14 protein-coding genes are annotated in these 17,513 nt (G+C 39.9%); 1 reads left to right on the forward strand and 13 read right to left on the reverse strand.

All coding sequences use genetic code 11. From position 1 onward, the window contains the following. Positions 1–20 precede the first annotated feature (20 nt). The 7 genes from E4F24_RS07430 to E4F24_RS07465 all read right to left on the reverse strand — a co-directional run bounded on the left by E4F24_RS07430 (position 21) and on the right by E4F24_RS07465 (position 6,018). On the reverse strand, positions 21–944 hold the full coding sequence (locus E4F24_RS07430; RefSeq protein ID WP_140938050.1) for a PstS family phosphate ABC transporter substrate-binding protein: 924 nt from the start codon (positions 942–944) through the stop codon (positions 21–23). Between the two features lie 365 nt (positions 945–1,309). Then, positions 1,310–2,197, reverse strand: a complete 888-nt coding sequence (locus E4F24_RS07440) for an energy transducer TonB (protein ID WP_140938052.1) — start codon at positions 2,195–2,197, stop codon at positions 1,310–1,312. A 30-nt stretch (positions 2,198–2,227) separates the two neighbouring features. After that, positions 2,228–2,785 carry an ExbD/TolR family protein gene (locus E4F24_RS07445; protein WP_140938053.1) on the reverse strand — a complete coding sequence of 186 codons (558 nt, stop codon included), beginning with the start codon at positions 2,783–2,785 and terminating at the stop codon, positions 2,228–2,230. 12 nt (positions 2,786–2,797) lie between these two features. After that, positions 2,798–3,454, reverse strand: coding sequence for an ExbD/TolR family protein (locus tag E4F24_RS07450; RefSeq protein WP_140938054.1), 657 nt, complete (start codon positions 3,452–3,454; stop codon positions 2,798–2,800). Positions 3,455–3,550: 96 nt separating this feature from the next. Beyond that, positions 3,551–4,381: a MotA/TolQ/ExbB proton channel family protein gene (locus tag E4F24_RS07455; RefSeq protein ID WP_140938055.1), complete on the reverse strand. Its 831-nt coding sequence runs from the start codon at positions 4,379–4,381 to the stop codon at positions 3,551–3,553. 401 nt (positions 4,382–4,782) lie between these two features. Next, on the reverse strand, positions 4,783–5,130 hold the full coding sequence (locus E4F24_RS07460) for a translation initiation factor (RefSeq protein WP_140938056.1): 348 nt from the start codon (positions 5,128–5,130) through the stop codon (positions 4,783–4,785). A 12-nt stretch (positions 5,131–5,142) separates the two neighbouring features. Continuing rightward, the gene (locus E4F24_RS07465; protein ID WP_235891171.1) at positions 5,143–6,018 is read right to left on the reverse strand and encodes a diacylglycerol/lipid kinase family protein; all 876 of its coding nucleotides are present in this window, start codon (positions 6,016–6,018) and stop codon (positions 5,143–5,145) included. Positions 6,019–6,285: 267 nt separating this feature from the next. On the opposite strand from E4F24_RS07465, the gene metK reads away from it, so the two are divergent. After that, entirely contained in the window at positions 6,286–7,539 is a 1,254-nt protein-coding gene (gene metK, locus E4F24_RS07470; RefSeq protein WP_140938058.1) for a methionine adenosyltransferase, read from the forward strand. 82 nt (positions 7,540–7,621) lie between these two features. Here the strand turns inward: metK and E4F24_RS07475 are convergent, their stop codons facing one another. The 6 genes from E4F24_RS07475 to E4F24_RS07500 form a co-directional block, all read right to left on the reverse strand. Continuing rightward, on the reverse strand, positions 7,622–9,205 hold the full coding sequence (locus tag E4F24_RS07475) for a hypothetical protein (RefSeq protein WP_140938059.1): 1,584 nt from the start codon (positions 9,203–9,205) through the stop codon (positions 7,622–7,624). Positions 9,206–9,247: 42 nt separating this feature from the next. Next, a complete protein-coding gene (locus tag E4F24_RS07480) occupies positions 9,248–10,174 on the reverse strand; it encodes a hypothetical protein (RefSeq protein WP_140938060.1) in 927 nt (308 codons plus the stop codon). 29 nt (positions 10,175–10,203) lie between these two features. Beyond that, a complete protein-coding gene (locus E4F24_RS07485) occupies positions 10,204–11,664 on the reverse strand; it encodes a RagB/SusD family nutrient uptake outer membrane protein (protein WP_140938061.1) in 1,461 nt (486 codons plus the stop codon). A gap of 7 nt (positions 11,665–11,671) precedes the next feature. Beyond that, positions 11,672–15,109: a SusC/RagA family TonB-linked outer membrane protein gene (locus E4F24_RS07490; protein ID WP_140938062.1), complete on the reverse strand. Its 3,438-nt coding sequence runs from the start codon at positions 15,107–15,109 to the stop codon at positions 11,672–11,674. 194 nt (positions 15,110–15,303) lie between these two features. After that, complete coding sequence (locus E4F24_RS07495) at positions 15,304–16,512, reverse strand: thioredoxin family protein (protein WP_140938063.1); 1,209 nt, start codon at positions 16,510–16,512, stop codon at positions 15,304–15,306. Positions 16,513–16,559: 47 nt separating this feature from the next. Then, positions 16,560–17,468, reverse strand: a complete 909-nt coding sequence (locus tag E4F24_RS07500; RefSeq protein WP_140938064.1) for a TlpA family protein disulfide reductase — start codon at positions 17,466–17,468, stop codon at positions 16,560–16,562. Between the last annotated feature and the right edge of the window lie 45 nt (positions 17,469–17,513).

Below are 17,513 nucleotides of genomic sequence, written 5' to 3' on the forward strand. Positions count from 1 at the left end.
ATTTGTGTTCTCTATTGTTTCTAATTTATTCTATCTCTTATTATAATCTCTCGACCGGGCATCGTAGCAGGCAGTAACCCTGACTTCAATACGATACGTTGCCCCCTATCACCCGTTAAGAACGCTGAAAAACCTATTCCTAATCCAAAATTAGGTTGATAATTTAACACGAAAATCTCTCTTTTTAGCGGATATTCGTCTGTCGATAAACTCGCTTGTGAAGGTTTTACATATCTATGTTTTCCTCCGCTGTCGTTTAAGACGCTTAATATACGAATTTTATCTATTTCTGTAAAAGAACTTTTTAAATATAAATATTGATTAAAACTTATCAGCCCTATTTTATCCACACTATTTGCAACTTCATGCAACACCTCCTCAGATGAAGTAAGTGCTTCAACATAATTACTCGCTATTTTGTCGATTGTGCCTAAATCTTTAAAATAACGTAAGATACTTGAGTTAACATTATCAAAAACAAGTTTAACATCCTTGACTTTACTTCCTTTTAATAACGCTATAACGTCCGCAACTCTAAAACTGGTATCTGCGCTCGCATTATTTGTTAATAAAACTATGCCGTCGTATGCGATCGGATAAATGTAAGGTTTAATAGCTCGCTGTTCAAATGACCGACTTTCCTCAGCAGTTAGTTTACGGGCCAACACCGCAAAGTTGGTTTCACCCTTTAGTAGTGCATTAATAGCATGTACTTCGGCTGCCGGTTGAGGTACTATCGTTGCGTTATAATATGAACTCTCAAAGACCTCTTTATTCTCCATAAACAGTGGCAACACCGTCTCATCAACCCCCACCTGCATACTTCCTTTCAATACATCTTCTTTATCTTCCTTCTCCCCGTCCTGCGAATTGTTATTATTACCGCAACCAGTCCAACAAAAATGGAAAAAAACGAGTAGATATATACAGTTAAATATTCTCATTTTATTAATAAGATTAGTAAAAAAGGAAAAAGATTAATCTTTCACACCTTTTTTGAAAATGTTTTGCATTCAATGCCCGTTAAGATCTTCTATCTCTCTTAAGGCAAGATAAAAGACCTTAACGGGTAAAGTTCTTTTGAAATAGTCTGATAAAACGCATAAAAGAATATACGATAAGTAATATGCCAAACATTTTTTTGTACCGCATGTCTATTTCTAAAGGGAACTTACTCCAAAATATAATCAATAAGCCTAATGTAAAATACACTAAAAACATGAAAAGGCCTAAAATAGACAGAAATCGCTGCGTTGGCGATTTCTGTCTAAACTTTGTATTACTATTCATTATTGAATTTTCAAGCCAATTACATACCAGTTAAATTCAATCGAATCGGTAAGCTGTAAGCAACACGTACCGGGCGGCCGTTTTGAATACCTGGGCTCCACTTTTTCGCCTTTTTTAACAGCGTAACAGCAGCTTGTCCTGTACCGTATGACAAATCACGCACTACTTTAATATCTGTTAGTTCACCATTTTTTTCTACGACAAAAGAGACATGTAGTGTACCATTTACCCCAGCATCGATAGCTCCACTAGGGTAATCATAATGATCGGCAATCCATTTACGAAAAGCTAACATACCACCTGGTGGCTCTGGTTCTATCTCTACCGAGGTAAAAATATCGTCTGCTCCAGCGGTCCCCGTACCACCTTCAACCCCTTTGGTACTCCCTGTAGCAGCACCTGCCACATCTTTTGTACCCCATTTACCTTCTGTAGTAACTGCACCGCCTTTCATCCCTTTCATGGCTGTAGGGCCGATAAGTTTTTTCTTATCTGTCGCTTCTTCTACAGTAGCTACTTCTGTCTCTACTGCTTTTTCTTTGGGCACTGGCTTGATTTCGGGCAACGCAACCACATCTAAAGCAGGTTTAGATTCCGCGATTTTTGGTGCTAATTCCTCTACAGGAGGCTTTTCTTCCTCTGGAGGCAACTCTTCGACAAGGTCTTCCAGTGTTACTTCTTCGGTAAAAGCAATCTCTTGTTGTGGAGCATCCTTCTTTGGAAACAAGCTGATGTTGAAGACTTGCGTAGCACTGAATACAGCCACTACACTTGCGACAATAGCTAAAGCGATGTTAGTCGCCTTAGGCCCTAACTTACGTAGCTCATATGCTCCATAGGCTTTGTTTCTGCCTTCGAAAACAACTTCGAGCCACTCGCTTTTGAATATATTTAATTTTTCAAACATAACTTCTTGATTTTATGCTAGAACCCTAAACTAATCGTTATAGATTCCTTCTTTTTCCAATAGCGCGACTTCTTCCGGCATAATACGATTTGAAATCATATAACGTTTAATGTCAGCGATTTTCATTTCGTCTAGTGCATCAATAATATTGCGTGTTACAGATTGTTCGCTTGGGCGAATAACAACAATTACGTCCCTCCCGCCTGTCTTTTTTGGAACTTCTGCTTTCATGCGTTGAAGAACTGCGCGAATTCCGTCCTTACTATAATCGATTACAGCGGGTGGATAAATTGGACTTGCAATTGAACCATTATACCATACAATCTTGTTATCAGAGCCCAATACTAACGTCACACTACGATGCTCATCCACGTTTACATCTGTATTTCTATCTGTTTCAACATTTTTATCAGGCATAGCAACGTCCATTGCTTGAGGCTTGTTCAATGAAGTCGTCAACATAAAAAATGTGATCAACAGGAACGCCAAGTCTACCATCGCGGTTAAGTCAACTTTACCCCCGTTTTTCTTGGATCTTACTTTACCACCCTTTTTACCACCGCCGGAATCTTGATTTAATTCTGCCATATCTCTTTAATATTATTCAGCTTTAAGTCCTGTTACAAAACTGAACTTATTTTGTTTCTGGTTACGTAACGTTTCAATAATTAAATTCAAGCTAGGAAACTTTGCATCTCCATCCGCTTTGATTGCTACCGTCATCAATTCAATATCATCCGGATCCTTATTATCTACGATGGCCTTATCTTTCAAAATTTTTGCCGATGCAATACGTGCTTCTTTTACCCAATGGAACAGCTCATTTGATACGTCCATCGTAGAATCCACAGGTACACCTTTCTGAAGTTCTACTGTTCTCTGTCCAGATTCCAACGCCAACAGTTGCTTCAAGTTTTTAATCGGAACCCCAAAATCTTCAGTAAGTTTGAATTTTTCGTATTCTTCAGGCGTAAAAGAGATACCGTATCTGCTTGACATACTTTTCAATGTCTCGGCACGTACATTAGGATCACTCATGCTATAGAACACTTTTCCCTCATCACCTATCGTAATCACACTCAAATTACCATCGGGTAATTTAGCTTGAGAATAAGAAGGGGCCGTATCGACAATCAATGTCTCGGGCGTCCTAGCTGTTGCTGTTAGAACGAAGAATGTAAGTAGCAAGAAAGATACGTCACACATCGCCGTCATATCGATCGAAGTACTGGTTCTTTTTACTTTTGCTTTACCCATTTCTTTAGTTTTATTAAATTAACAACTCTATCTTTTATTTAATGATGCCATAGATTTTTATTTTCCATAAAAAAAATAAAAATACCTTATATAGCCCTATTTGTGGTTCGCAGCGTACGTTTGTACGATCGAGAAGCCAGCTTCATCAATAGAATAAGTTAATTTATCAATTTTTGCCGTCAAGATATTGTACATCACAATCGCAAAAGTTGAAGTTGCGATACCTGTCGCTGTATTGATTAGGGCTTCAGAGATACCATTTGCTAATTTAGCTGAATCTGGAGCTCCACCTGTTGCCAATGCCGAGAAGGCCTTGATCATACCTGTTACCGTACCCAATAGACCAGTCAATGTACCAATAGAAACTAATGTAGCGATAACGTTTAAGTTTTTCTCTAACATCGGCATTTCCAATGCTGTTATCTCTTCGATTTCTTTTTGAATCGCTAAAGCAGATTTTTCAGCGTCTAAACCCGGATTTGCTTCTACGTCTTTGTATTTCAACAAACCTGCTTTGATTACGTTAGCAACCGAGCCTTTTTGCTTGTCACACTCAGCAACCGCAGCGTCAATATTATGACTTTTTAAGAATCCTTGAATCTTTCTTACAAAGATCCCTACATTTCCTGTACCTGAGGCTTTTCCTATAACGATAAAACGTTCGATAGAAAATACCCATACCATTAAGAACAATCCAATAAGGACAGGTACTACAGCGCCTGCATGATATACCATTCCAAGATAGTTCCCTGGTTTTGGTTGATTATCTGAATTATCGTCAATAAAGTTTGTAGGATTACCCATTACATAATTCCATACAAGAAAACCGATTATGAAACAAATGATGATTGCTAAGCTTGCAAATACATTACCGGAGTTGCCACTTTCTTGTTTTGCTGGGCTAGTAGTTTTTGGTGCGTTTGCCATTTTACTAATTTTTAGATTTTACTGTTGTTTAATTATTATGTTTAATTCAATTTTTAAGCACGAATACGCTTCATTTCGACATCCGTCAAAACAAATATACTATTTTGTTACAAAAGTCAAATTTTATTTGCATTTAAATTATATTCCTGTTAATTCCGAGGCTTGAGATGATCATCAGCAGCAATCATATCCCAAATTCTATATACATTAACGGTGCCTGACGGTGAATATTTTACAATGAAAACCATTTTTTTTATGATATGCAAATTATTAAATTGTTAAATATGAAAAATAAGTAAGTATTCACTCATTAAAACACATTCTTGCTGAAGGCATTTTAATCACAAAAATATTATATAAAACATTAATTATAATACCTTTACCCTAATCAGTATTCCTTATTACCCAATACTTTTAACCTTGTATCCCATTTGAAGAAGAATATCAAATATTTTTTGTTTGAAATCTCCTTGTATCAAAATTTCTCCATCTTTCGCACTTCCACCTACTCCACACTTTTGCTTTAACGTCTTAGCCAAATTTACCAGGTCGTCTTCCTTACCAACAAAACCCTCCACTAATGTAACGATTTTACCCTTTCGGGCCTTCCTATCTAATAACACGCGTAACCGTTGTTTTTCGTTGGGCAGTGTCTCCTCGTCGGGAGTCTCTTCCGGATTCCTATAATCAAAATCATCAGCGGTTGAATATACAACACCGTCGTAGCGCTGTTTTTTTTGCTTTGCCATATCTAATTTATCTTAACAAATAATTTTTAATGAACTGGGTTTAATACTTATATTTAATATTCCTCCCATATGAATAGGTTCGCCGTCTACATGCACCGGCCCCTCACTATCCCGCTCAATTTGAATCATTTTACCCGGAATAATTTCCACATATTCGGATTGGTCCGCTGTCTTACTGAATAGATGGTAAATCATCATCGGTAATATATACATCGGAAACTTATGTACAATACATACATCCAATAAACCGTCACTTACGGAAGCATTAGGTGCGATGTACGCATTATTACCATATTGTGGTGAGTTGGCCACGCTAATCATGAAAGCTTCTCTTTTATATACCACATCGTCAATGGTGAGTGTATATCTACTTGGTTTGTAATTACTCAATACATTGACGATGGATCGCATATATCCGATCGCACCCCTCGTTGGATCATTCGCAAAGCGATCGCTCACTGATGCGTCAAAACCAAGTCCGGCAATGTTGAAAAAAGGTCTTTCATTGATCATGCCACTATCTACTTCAACGACATCAAATCGATTGATACGACGAATGGCGGAAGTCTCGTTTAAGGGGATACCCAAATACAACGCCAAACCATTCCCTGAACCCTCTGGGATAATTCCCAGCGGTACGTTGGTGCCGACTAAAGCGGACCCCAGCTCATTGATCGTACCATCGCCACCCACTGCGATGACCGCATCAAAATTCTCGGCCACGGCCGTTTTTCCCAGTTCGAATGCGTGATTGGGTTTTGTAGTCTGTTGGAAAGTAGGATTAAATCTTTGTAAGTCGAGCACCTCTAAAACCTGCTTATTAAAAGAAGTTTTCTTTTTGCCCCCTGAAATTGGATTTATAACGAATAATATTTTTTTCCGATCCATTATTTAAACACTGTTCTGTCGTAAAGATAAGCATTGGATGCGATTAAAGTTATAGCAAAAACAGGTAATAAATATAATTTATCTTTTTATAATAGCGAAAGAGTTGTAGCTTTGCACCGACAAAAATGTGGACTGATTTGCATTTTACACTTCTGATGTAAATGGGAGATTGCAACCACAGAAAAAAAGTGCTAAAACCTTTCGAAACTAAAAGTTTTTCCACTTCTTATCTAGAAGCATCTTCGGTAAATCATAATTTCTTTAAATATGGCGTATTTATTCACTTCCGAATCGGTATCTGAAGGGCATCCGGATAAAATTGCAGATCAAATTTCAGATGCGCTAATCGACAATTTCTTAGCATGGGATGAAGATGCTCGTGTCGCTATAGAAACATTGGTAACGACCGGACAAGTGGTGTTGGCGGGTGAGGTAAAATCAAAAATTTATCTGGACGTTCAAAAAATAACACGTTCGGTGATCGAGCGTATCGGATACACAAAGTCGGAATATATGTTTGAAGCCAACTCCTGTGGTGTGCTTTCAGCCATTCATGAACAGTCGGCCGACATCAATCAGGGTGTAGACCGTGTTACGAGGCAGGAACAAGGAGCAGGCGACCAAGGGATCATGTTTGGCTATGCCAATAATGAAACAGAAAATCTGATGCCGCTAGCATTAGATTTATCACACCGCCTGCTATATGAATTAGCTGCATTGAGACGTGAAAATAAGGAAATAACCTATTTACGTCCCGATGCCAAATCTCAAGTGACACTGGAGTACAACGACGATCACAAACCCCAACGCATCGATACAATTGTAATTTCTACACAGCATGATGATTTTGCATCAGAAGAAGAAATGCAACAAAAGATTGCTGAAGATATCAAGACAATCTTAATACCTCGCGTAAAAGCTCAGCTAAAACCAGAATTACAGGTATTATTTAACGAGGATATCAAATACCATATTAACCCCACGGGCAAGTTTGTCATTGGTGGACCACATGGGGATACAGGACTTACAGGTCGTAAGATCATTGTGGATACCTACGGCGGTAAAGGGGCCCACGGCGGTGGTGCTTTTTCCGGAAAAGATCCATCAAAAGTAGACCGCTCTGCTGCTTATGCTACACGACATATTGCAAAAAACCTGGTCGCAGCAGGAGTTGCTGATGAACTATTGGTACAAATTTCCTATGCTATCGGTGTAAAAGATCCAATGGGTATCTATGTTAATACCTACGGTACAAGTAAAATAGGGTTATCCGATGGTGAAATCGCAAAAAAGATTTCAGAGATATTCGATATGACGCCTTACGGAATTGAGACGCGTTTGGGGTTACGCAATCCAATCTATTCGGAAACAGCCGCATACGGTCACATGGGCAGAACGCCACAAACCGTAACGAAGACTTTCGAAAATTCCAACGGAGAGACAAAGACACTAGAAGTAGACCTGTTTACCTGGGAGAAATTGGATTACGTAGACAAAATCAAAGGGGCATTTGGAATTTAATCTTAAAACGGATTGATAAAAAAAAGGCTCAAAGAAACTTATTGTTCTTTGAGCCTTTTTTTGTGTTATATATACTATACTACTAAGGTATGGTTGAGAAAGTAGCACTAACTAACTTAGGAAAGCCAGTTTCTTCTACCTCTTTTACCAACTGCTGGTTACCCAATGGAATACTGAATAACCTAAAGATTCCACTCGTATTGGGATTTGCAGGATCATAAGTACATACCACCAATTTTTTCAACAATTGACTGTAGAGGTCCGCTCTACCCACCACCTTACTTGTCTGTGGAATATACTGTGTCAGTTTGATATAACTGATTTCCTCACTGCCGACATTCAACAAGTTGACCGTTATCCCGGCATTATAGTCATAACCCATAATGTCTGCCCCTTTGGTATAGATGAAGTAATTGGCATCGTGGTCGATTTCGACAAATTTGGACGTCAGCATATCTTCGACATGTATATAAGGGACTGGCACAAATCTCTTGACAATCTTATTGGATAAAAATTGAAGCAAGTAGCTTTCTTGCGTAGCCGGATTATGAAGCAATGCCGTAATATCGTCCTGAGTAGCACCCCTTTTAGTACCTATTGTTACCACTTTAAAGCCATTCAAAGAGATTGGCAATGGTAGCACAAAGTTAGTGTTTGAAGCGGCAGTCGGTGCCGAACTAACAAATACTCCCGCATCCTCATTAAAGATCAGACGAGTCAATTCAGGTGGTTTTGAGGAGTTTTCGGGGATTGTGAATGTAGATTTAGGGCCTGTAAACCTTGGATTAGCAAGCGCAGTTGGTGTATACGAATTCAAATACCTTATGGCATATTGCTTAAAGCTTATCAAAGCACGCAAATCAAAACGATTAGCATCATTTCCTTTATGAGCAATAAATGTAGAGGCACCACTGGTTTCCAATAGAATAGGCGTTGTCGGCGTAGGTGCTAAAGTCGTGGTTACAAACTGTGACGCTGCTTGATTCACCATAAGATCAAGTGCACGCGCGATTTTCACTTCCTGATCGGTTACAATTCCTATAAATTGGTACTTGCCATCCGTAAAGGATTGCTCCGTACCCAATGCAGCGATAGAAACAGGCTTACCTGCTAAAGGCAGATTAATCCCAAGTTCTGCCCCGATATCGATAAACTTCTTATACCCTTCGGGGCGATAAGTCAACATACTGACCGTGGATGTACCCGCTTTCTCACCCAGCAACATCCAACCTTCTTTTGTCGGTGTAGTAATGAAAATAGAGCCTGTCGTCTTGGCCGATAGCCCTGTACTTTTTTCCTTCACGGTCAACATATACGATATCAACGTTGTATCCTGTGTTACCAGATTTTGATAGGTAAGTACCGGATTATCGGTCAATGTATCTTGGTCATGAAGACTCGTCCACAGAAAAGAGAACTTATCCGAGTTAATATCTACTGTTTCACCTCTAAACTTAATCATCGGTTTTATAGGCTCTACACCCTCCAAACCCATCATCACCGTGGTAATCCCCTCCGGCACAGTAACAGTCAACTCTTTCGGATCGTAATCTCCTTCGCCAATTAAATCCTGTTCACAGCCTACCAAAAAGAAGGTCAAGCAGCAGGAAAATAACAGTCCCACAAGCGATATAGGACTTTCCAAATTAAATGATATACCTTTCATTATCTAAAATATTATTAAAATAAAAATTTAGTCTGTCAAATTTTAAGGGAAACTGATTTCCGCACCCGATGCATCCACTATTGGCGTGCCGGCATTTTTTCTTTCGATCATCAGTTCCTTAGTCAATGCTATTATTCTGTTTGTTAAGCTATCAAACGCAATACGCTGTGGCGTACCCGCCCTTGCCCAAGTCCTCGCATAATTTACCAGATTCAGGAAATAATACAGATCAAGGAGCGTAAAAGGCTCAAAACCCACAAGTATTTGATTCCTTGACGTAAGCCAAGTATTCAATGCGATTACATCAGCATCGTCTTTCCAATAATCCACACCTTTGCGATGCACAGCTTCATATATCGCATATAGCTTAGCTGGGGAATATTCACCGTAAACGGGTTCTATCTGTACATAGAACTGCGGTAGTACAAACAGATTTCCAAACTTATAGGTCACCTTGTTCCAGACATGACTCTCTGGAGAAAAATCATCCGAATTTCTCAGGTACAGCGTAATAGTTTTGGTACTTGTATCCGTTAGTGGAGGGCGTACCAACTCCATATTCAGACTGAACTGAATCTCATTTGCCGGGATGAAAATAGAGTCCGGATGTGGCAGGATACAATATTCCTGACCATCACCTTCTACTTGGACAATCACCTTCCTGTTTTCGGAAGAGATTCTGCCATCCGCTTGTAGCAAAAGTGGAAAACTACCGGAACCCGGTTTATTAAACACCATAGACTCGACCTGATTCAGCGGTGTCAAATAAGAAAATTCGACTACATCTTTGTAGAAATTTCTAACCGTTGCCGAGTTTGGATTTAATACAGCTTGATTCATGAAATAGACAAAATTATCTCCGGAGTACTTTGCAGGCTCCTCTTTCTTACAAGCGGTCAAGGCAAACACAGTGGCCATTACTAATAATAAGCCGCTATAGCTGTTTTTTAATTTTTTTATAGTATTCATAAAACTATCTTCTTAAGTATCACTAAATATTACCTATAAAACGCCTCATCTTCTGGTAGAGGTACAATATATTTCGCATCATTCATCGACACCGATCCGACACCCGTCACCGCCGGAATCGTAGGCATATTGAGGCGTTTAAACAAAAAGAACACCTGGCCTTCTCCGATAAATTCGCGCTGATATTCATCACGTACAACGTTGAGTAGTGCCGTTGCGCTGCTCTGTGCATTGTACGCTATTGGTGCCAATCCCTTCGCCAAGCGGAGCTTGTTCAGATATCCATAGCCCTGCTCTAGCACAGGTGATGTTTCAGCTGCAATCAGATATAGTTCAGATTTACGAATCAACGGCTGATAGTAACGTACCCCTTCGTCATTGATTACCCCCTCACTTTGTTTGACCAATACTTGGTAAGACTTGTTCCCCTCTGTACCAGCTTTAAACCAATATTTGAGTCTTAAGTCCGTTGAAGCCGGATCATATAACATATTCAATCGTGCCGGCAGTACCGCAAATATATCTTCGTCTTTCACCAAAGGGCTAAAACGATCCCGGTAGATCTCGTACATCCTTTTATTTTCAATTCCGAAGAACGATTCTTTACTCAATAAAGGATCCCTGGCAAATTCCAGTTCGGTCAACCAAGGGAAGAAACCTTCGTGCGCTTCCATAACAGAAGATACCGCTTCCCAGGCTTCTGCTTTCATTCCCGCATAAAGCAATACCCTGGCGGCCAGTGCTTTCACGGCAAAGTAATTAAAGCGTCGGTGGCGATTTGACATATAGTCAACCCCTGCACCTGATTCGGATTGTCCGATTCGGTTTGCACCTGTAGTACGTACGGGGTCTTTGTCCAGCAGTGTCATAGCTGTGGTCAGATCTTTCATGATCTCCACAATCACCTCATTAGCTGGTAATAGTGGCTGAGCTACAGCTGTTGCACTCCGTATATAAGGAATCGATAGGGCATCCGGATCCTTCTGGTACACTGGTCCAAACAAGCGCAATTGATCAAAATGAAGAAAAGCACGTATGGCGTGAGCCTCACCCAATAAGATGTCCTGTTTTTCCCGGTTTAATACATCAAAGCCGGGCTCGCTTAGTTTATCACAAAAATTATTTACACCAAGTAAGCTTCGGTAAGCTCCTTTCCATACATTCGTCACCAGCGACTTTACGGACGCTTGCGTATAGTTGAAATCTTTCAAGTAAGCTTGTGCCCCAAATCCTTGGGCATAATAATATTGACCGAACTGCTCGATCATATTCAGCGTCATCTGATCGCCGTAAAGCTGCGCTTCGGCTAAAGACTGATAAAGAGCATTTAAGGTCGCTTCCACCCCCTTTTCTGTTGAGAAAGCTTCCTTTTCAAACATATAATCCCGCGGCTGCACTTCCAAAAATTTATCACAAGCTACTGTTTGCAGAAGCAGTACAGCAGCTAAAGCGAATTTAAACAGCCTTTTATTAATTTTTAATTTTTTCATGACGTTACTAAAAAGTTAGATTCATATTAAAGGTTACACTACGTTGAAATGGAAAATCTAAACCTCTTTCCATTCTTACGTTAGACAGTTGGAACTTAAATATATTCGTCGTTGTAAGTCCAAAACCAAGTGTCTGCAAGCCCAGTTTTTTTCGCAATCGTGCTTTCAAACCCTCCGAATATTGATCGACTAGGTCGTAGTTAAAATTCAATCCGTCTACATAAAACGCATTTTCCTTTTGTAAGAATCGTGAAGACATTCCTAGTGTTGTATTAGAGATACCTAAGAAAGAAGCATCATCACCGATTTCTTTCCAACGCACATACAGCGCCCTCTTATCTTGGTTAGACTCGATATCAGCAGCACCAATATTCTCCACTTTATTGTAAAGCGCTTTGTTGAATTTCATCTCCTGTACTACATAGCGACTATACATCGCTATCGTAAATCGTTTGTAGCGCACACTTAGGTTAATATTCCCCTGTGTCATCGCCCTACTAGTTCCGATAGCCACTTCATTGTTTTTATCAAACAAGTAGGTGTAATTGCCGTCTTTATCTAAGAACACCTCAAAACCCCTTGCTTGCCCAATTCCTAAAGAACGTACGGCCCATACATCATCCGGACTAGAACCATCTGTATAACGTTGCAAGAAATTATTACCGCGGGCGATATCATTAAACTTATCCAATTGGTCCCCTAAGCCACTGTATTCACTCTTGTAGAAAAGCGGTGTATTAATGCCGAGGTTGACGGTCCAATCCCTCGTATTCTTCAAGCGGATATCAGCAATAAACTCCAGGCCTGTAGAAGTTAGCTTTCCGATATTCTTCGGAATCCCTTCAGGCAAACCGACAGACAATGGTAGCGGAATCGCCACAATCAATGGGTCGGTCACATTCCGGTAACCGCTTAGCGACACGGACAGCTTCTTGAAAAATTTCCCGGATAGCATATAACTCAGGTTGTACGTCTTCGTCCACTCAAGATTAGGATTTCCTAATCCATTGAATTGGTAAGCCTCCCCAAAGAAGCTTGGATCATTATTCAAAATATACGTACTCCGCGAGCCAAAGTTTCCCGCATTTTGATTACCCGTCAAACCGAAGTTGGCCGATAAGTTCAAATAGTCTACCACATCTGAATTGGCAAGGAATGCCTCTTTGCTGATATTCCATCCTGCACCAACGGCATAAAAAGATTGGTAAGGATTATCACTACCAAAATTGCTCGTCCCGGATAGGTTATACGAAAAATCCAAGTTATAGCGCATATCATACGAATAGTTCATAGAACCAATTACCGCTATAGAGTTACTTTCTGCTGTAGACCCTCCCGGTTTACTATTGGGTCTATAACTTCTTGCTAAGTAAATAAGCGGCTCGGCCGTACTTGCAAAACCTACGGCTGACATGGATAGCCGATCACTCTTTCTTTGTCCTATATCGCCACGCAAGTTCATATTTACGATATGTTTTGAGGCAAATATCTTCCTTAAATTACCTGCAAGAAAATATCTAAAAGACTCCGCACTGGAACTGTTATACTCATAGGTACCTCGTTCTGCATCGATTTTGGTATCAAATATAGTATTCAGCGGAGAGGTAAAGAAATCGGACTGACCTGTTGACTTGCTATACTGAATCCCCGTAGATAAACGCATAAAAGGCAATACATCCCAGTTAGCCATTAGGTTATTTGCGATGGTCAACCCGGTCACGGTATTTTTATAGGGTAGATTAGCATTGTACAACGGGTTAGCATAGGTATAATCCCGAGCAGATAGCTCACCACGCGCGTTATAATACTCCGCGTAGTGCTGCTCCAGATACCGCATGCTATTATTAACCACATAATAAGGCGGTATTCTTACGTATTGGGTAAATGTACCATAAGGACTTCCTTCTCTGTTCTCTCCTGAAATCGTTAAGTTGTTCGATATATTCAATTTCCCTTTTCGATAGGAGAGATTCGCATAGCCCGACTTATTTTTATTCTCAGCACCCTTCATCACACCAACGTTACTACCTGCGGTAAGACCTATGTTATAACTGAAAAAATTATCTCCCCCCATGACAGACAAAGCATGATTCAATACGGTAGAAGTCTGGAGTGGCACTTTTTTCCAATCTTCATCAACCCCACTCAATACCGCATTTTCTCGAAAGCTATGCTTTAGTTCAGGGATTACCAGATTACGTCCAACGGCCCAATCCCTCGCAAAAGGACCTGGACCATTGTCCATTGAGGTCAATTCCTGAAATTTCAGCAACTCTGCCGCATTCATCATATTATAACTAGTCAGATCCGGCATAGCGATGGTAGAGGTAGCGTTGTAAGACACGCGAAGATCTCCAGGTGTAGGGCGAATCGTCTCCACGACCACGACCCCGTTCGCCGAGCGTGAACCATACAGCGCTGTTGAGGCTGCATCCTTCAGCAAGGTCAGACTAGCGATACGGTTTACATCTAGCCCCACAATCGTAGCTAACGTAGTTTCAAAACCATCCAATATAAATAAGGGCTGATTTGGATCTTGCTCATACTCCAACTTCAGTTGCTGGCTGTATTGGCTTCCAGTAGGCAACGGTACACTTCTGCTTCCACGAATCTCTACTTGAGGCAATTGATTCGGATCTGATCCAAGCTCATTATTTCTAATGATCTTAAAGGATGGATCCAGCATATTCAATCCTTCCAAAATATTCTGTCTACTGGCATTGCGTAATTCTTTTCCCGAAAAACTGCGTGTCGCTCCGGTAAAGATTTCTTTGTTCATTTCGAAAATCCCTGTATTCACGATGACTTCCTCTAGCTCATCACTGCTCATCTTCATCGTGACGATCATCTTATTCTCCAAACTGCGGTATAACCAACCGTTTCCAATTTCGATCTTCTGTCCAATTTTGACAGAGAATACAGTGCTCGCACGGAACCGAACAGGATGGAAACCTAATAGAGATATGACCATATCTTCTTTAGGATCCATAATATTCATTTTGAACTTTCCATCCAATTCTGAGACTACTTTAGTCTTTGTATTAAGGATAGACAGCGTGACACCACTCAACTTATTCCCCTGCTCATCGACGACTTCTCCCTCAATATGACCACCTCTTTCCTGTTGCCTAGGAGATTCTGTTTCCGTTACAAGCGGTGATTTGATAATTACTGCATTCCCTCTAAAAGAGTAGTCCAGATTTTTTTCTTTCAAAATCTGGCTCAATGCAGCTTCAAGCGTCACATTTTTCAAATCGACGGTAACTTTACCTGCATCTTTGATATGACTTTCATTGTAAACGATATCATACCCCGTCTGCTTCTTTATTTCAAGTAGCACTTCTTCCAAAGAAGCATTCCTTTTATTAAGGGACACTTGTCCAAAAGCAGTCATCCCAAATAAAGGAATCAGCAACAAACTGATAAAATGTAATTTTATATTCATAATTTAATTGATTATTGTTTTCAAATCTAAATACACCTCTCCTTCCCCAAGGAGTCACACATATCCAACCGGAATAATGCAGCGAGAAAAGGTTACATCATAATAATTGGCACTTTCTATCTTTCTAACACAATAACTTCACACCTCTTTTGCCGAAAATCGGAGACTCACGACAAAATCCTTTCCCTTGCTTTTTACAAAGCCTTTCTACGCTTAAATTTCGCAATCTGGCCTTCAAATGCTGAAATTGGATACTGTGCACTCGGTTTTATTCGCAACAAAGCGATCGCTTTTTCCTCTACCTCAATAGCTTTGTCGATTTCCCCGATTTCAACCAAGAGACAGGCATACGCATCCATAAAATAAGCATTCTCATACTTCATTGCTACCGAAGCTATTTCCGCTGCTTTATTCAAAACATAAGGATCCCTAGCATATTTTAGCAATTTGCGACAAACCTCGTTCATATAGTTAATATGAAATTCCAAATTAGGATCAGGATATTTCGTAAACATCACCTGCATCAAATCCACATAAGTTTTCTTATCTCCATTTATATCTGCGATGATTGCGTCACATTGCATGATTAGTCGCTCCTTTTCCCGGAAATCCGATGCAGCAAACTCCGCTTTTAAATCCGCAAGATCCTCCGCCGCAAATACACTGTTCGCAGCTTTATGGATTGAATTACGGTAAACACTGACCATATAATCAGCAACGACATCTGCCGTATATTTCTGATCAAAGGCAGCCTGGTTTTTAACAATAAACTTAAAAACCGGAGAATCTTCACTCCTAACATAACGGCTTATGAAATACCAACTACCTTCATCGTTCCATTTAGACTGCGGCAATTGCTGAAAATATTCATCAACAACCACTCCTATATTCTGACGAAGACCTTCCACACGCAGCAGATATTTCTTCATAAACTCGAAATCTCTATTCCCATTCTTATATTCCGAAACGAGGTATTCCATAGCTTCTCCAGAGGAGGATTTTTTTCCAAAGTCTAGAAAAGTCGCCGCATCCAATGCACCCTCACGCTTATTAATCAGCTTACCTTCTCCATCAATAAACAACAAGGAAGGGTATGCCTTAATACTATAAAGCTTGGCCAGTGCCGGCCCATCCCCCTTTTCCATATCAATTTTAGCGTTGATAAAATTGGCATTAAAGTAATCAGCAACTTCATTTCTCGTGAATACTTCAGCTGCGATCTTCTTACAAGGGCCGCACCAAGTGGTAAAAGCATCCATAAAAATTGGCTTTTTCTCTTTAGCGGCCTTCGCTTTGATTTCTTCCCAACTACCTGTTTCAAAGACAATAGATCTATCTTGCGCCACTGACGTTAAGCTTAAGAAAATACCCACTGCACTAATATATATATATATTAATTTCATAATCGTATCGTATAATTTTCAATGATCAGCTCAATCACATCAAGCAATTACTTTGTATTTTTGTTCTTTAATAGGTTCTCGATTGTCATATCCATTTCAGGTAACTTGAATGGATTGTAAGCGGCTAATCCAAAACGAATAATACCCGATTGGTCAATTACGTAAGAAGTAGGATAAGTCTTAATTTTGTATTGTTCACTAATCTCTCCACGTCTACTTGGAATCTGCGTAAAATGGAATGAGTCTTTTGTTACAGCCTTTATTTTATCTGCTGTATTATTATTGACCTCAAAAGCGAGAAATACCACATCCTTACCTTTGTATTTTTCCACCATCTTATTTAATTCCGGCATTTCCTTTTTACAGGGACCGCAACCAATAAACCAAAAATTCAATACCACGACTTTACTCCTCAACTCGTTAAGATCATACTTTACACCATCCACGTCAGTCACAGAAAAGAAAGGTGCCGGCTTTCCCAATTGCGAAGCAATGATTTTTTCCCGTTCTATACTTTGAGGCGTTACCTCTTCTACCAAAGCCCGCAACGTGGCGATAGCCTTATCTTTATCAGCTTGTGTACCCTTACGGATCACCTTGGCAGCAATTACAAAATCATCGTTAACATACACATCTGCAGCCCATTGGTACCCTCCATATTCTATGAAATTGCTGAACGTCGTATTGTGGATGCTTTTATAATCTTCTCCTAAATACAAAATATCATATTTCGTAACACCCTTAGCTTCCGTCAGCGCTTCAGCACGTTTCAAATCGGCATCAGACTCAATTTTTCGCAATCCGGTCAAATATTTCTTTTTATTTGCTTCGATTTTCTCGTTATCAATAGCTTGCGATGTCGAGTTACCTTTGCTATCACTAACTGCCTGCGCTTGTGCAAAGTCCATCATGGACATCATGAACAAAGTGGCTAGTATAACTTGTCTTATTAGCATAATACGTATTGGTTAAAAATTCATTTGTAGTCTCAGCTCCAAGCT

Source organism: Sphingobacterium lumbrici (assembly GCF_006476045.1).
GTDB classification, from domain to species: Bacteria; Bacteroidota; Bacteroidia; order Sphingobacteriales; family Sphingobacteriaceae; genus Sphingobacterium; species Sphingobacterium lumbrici.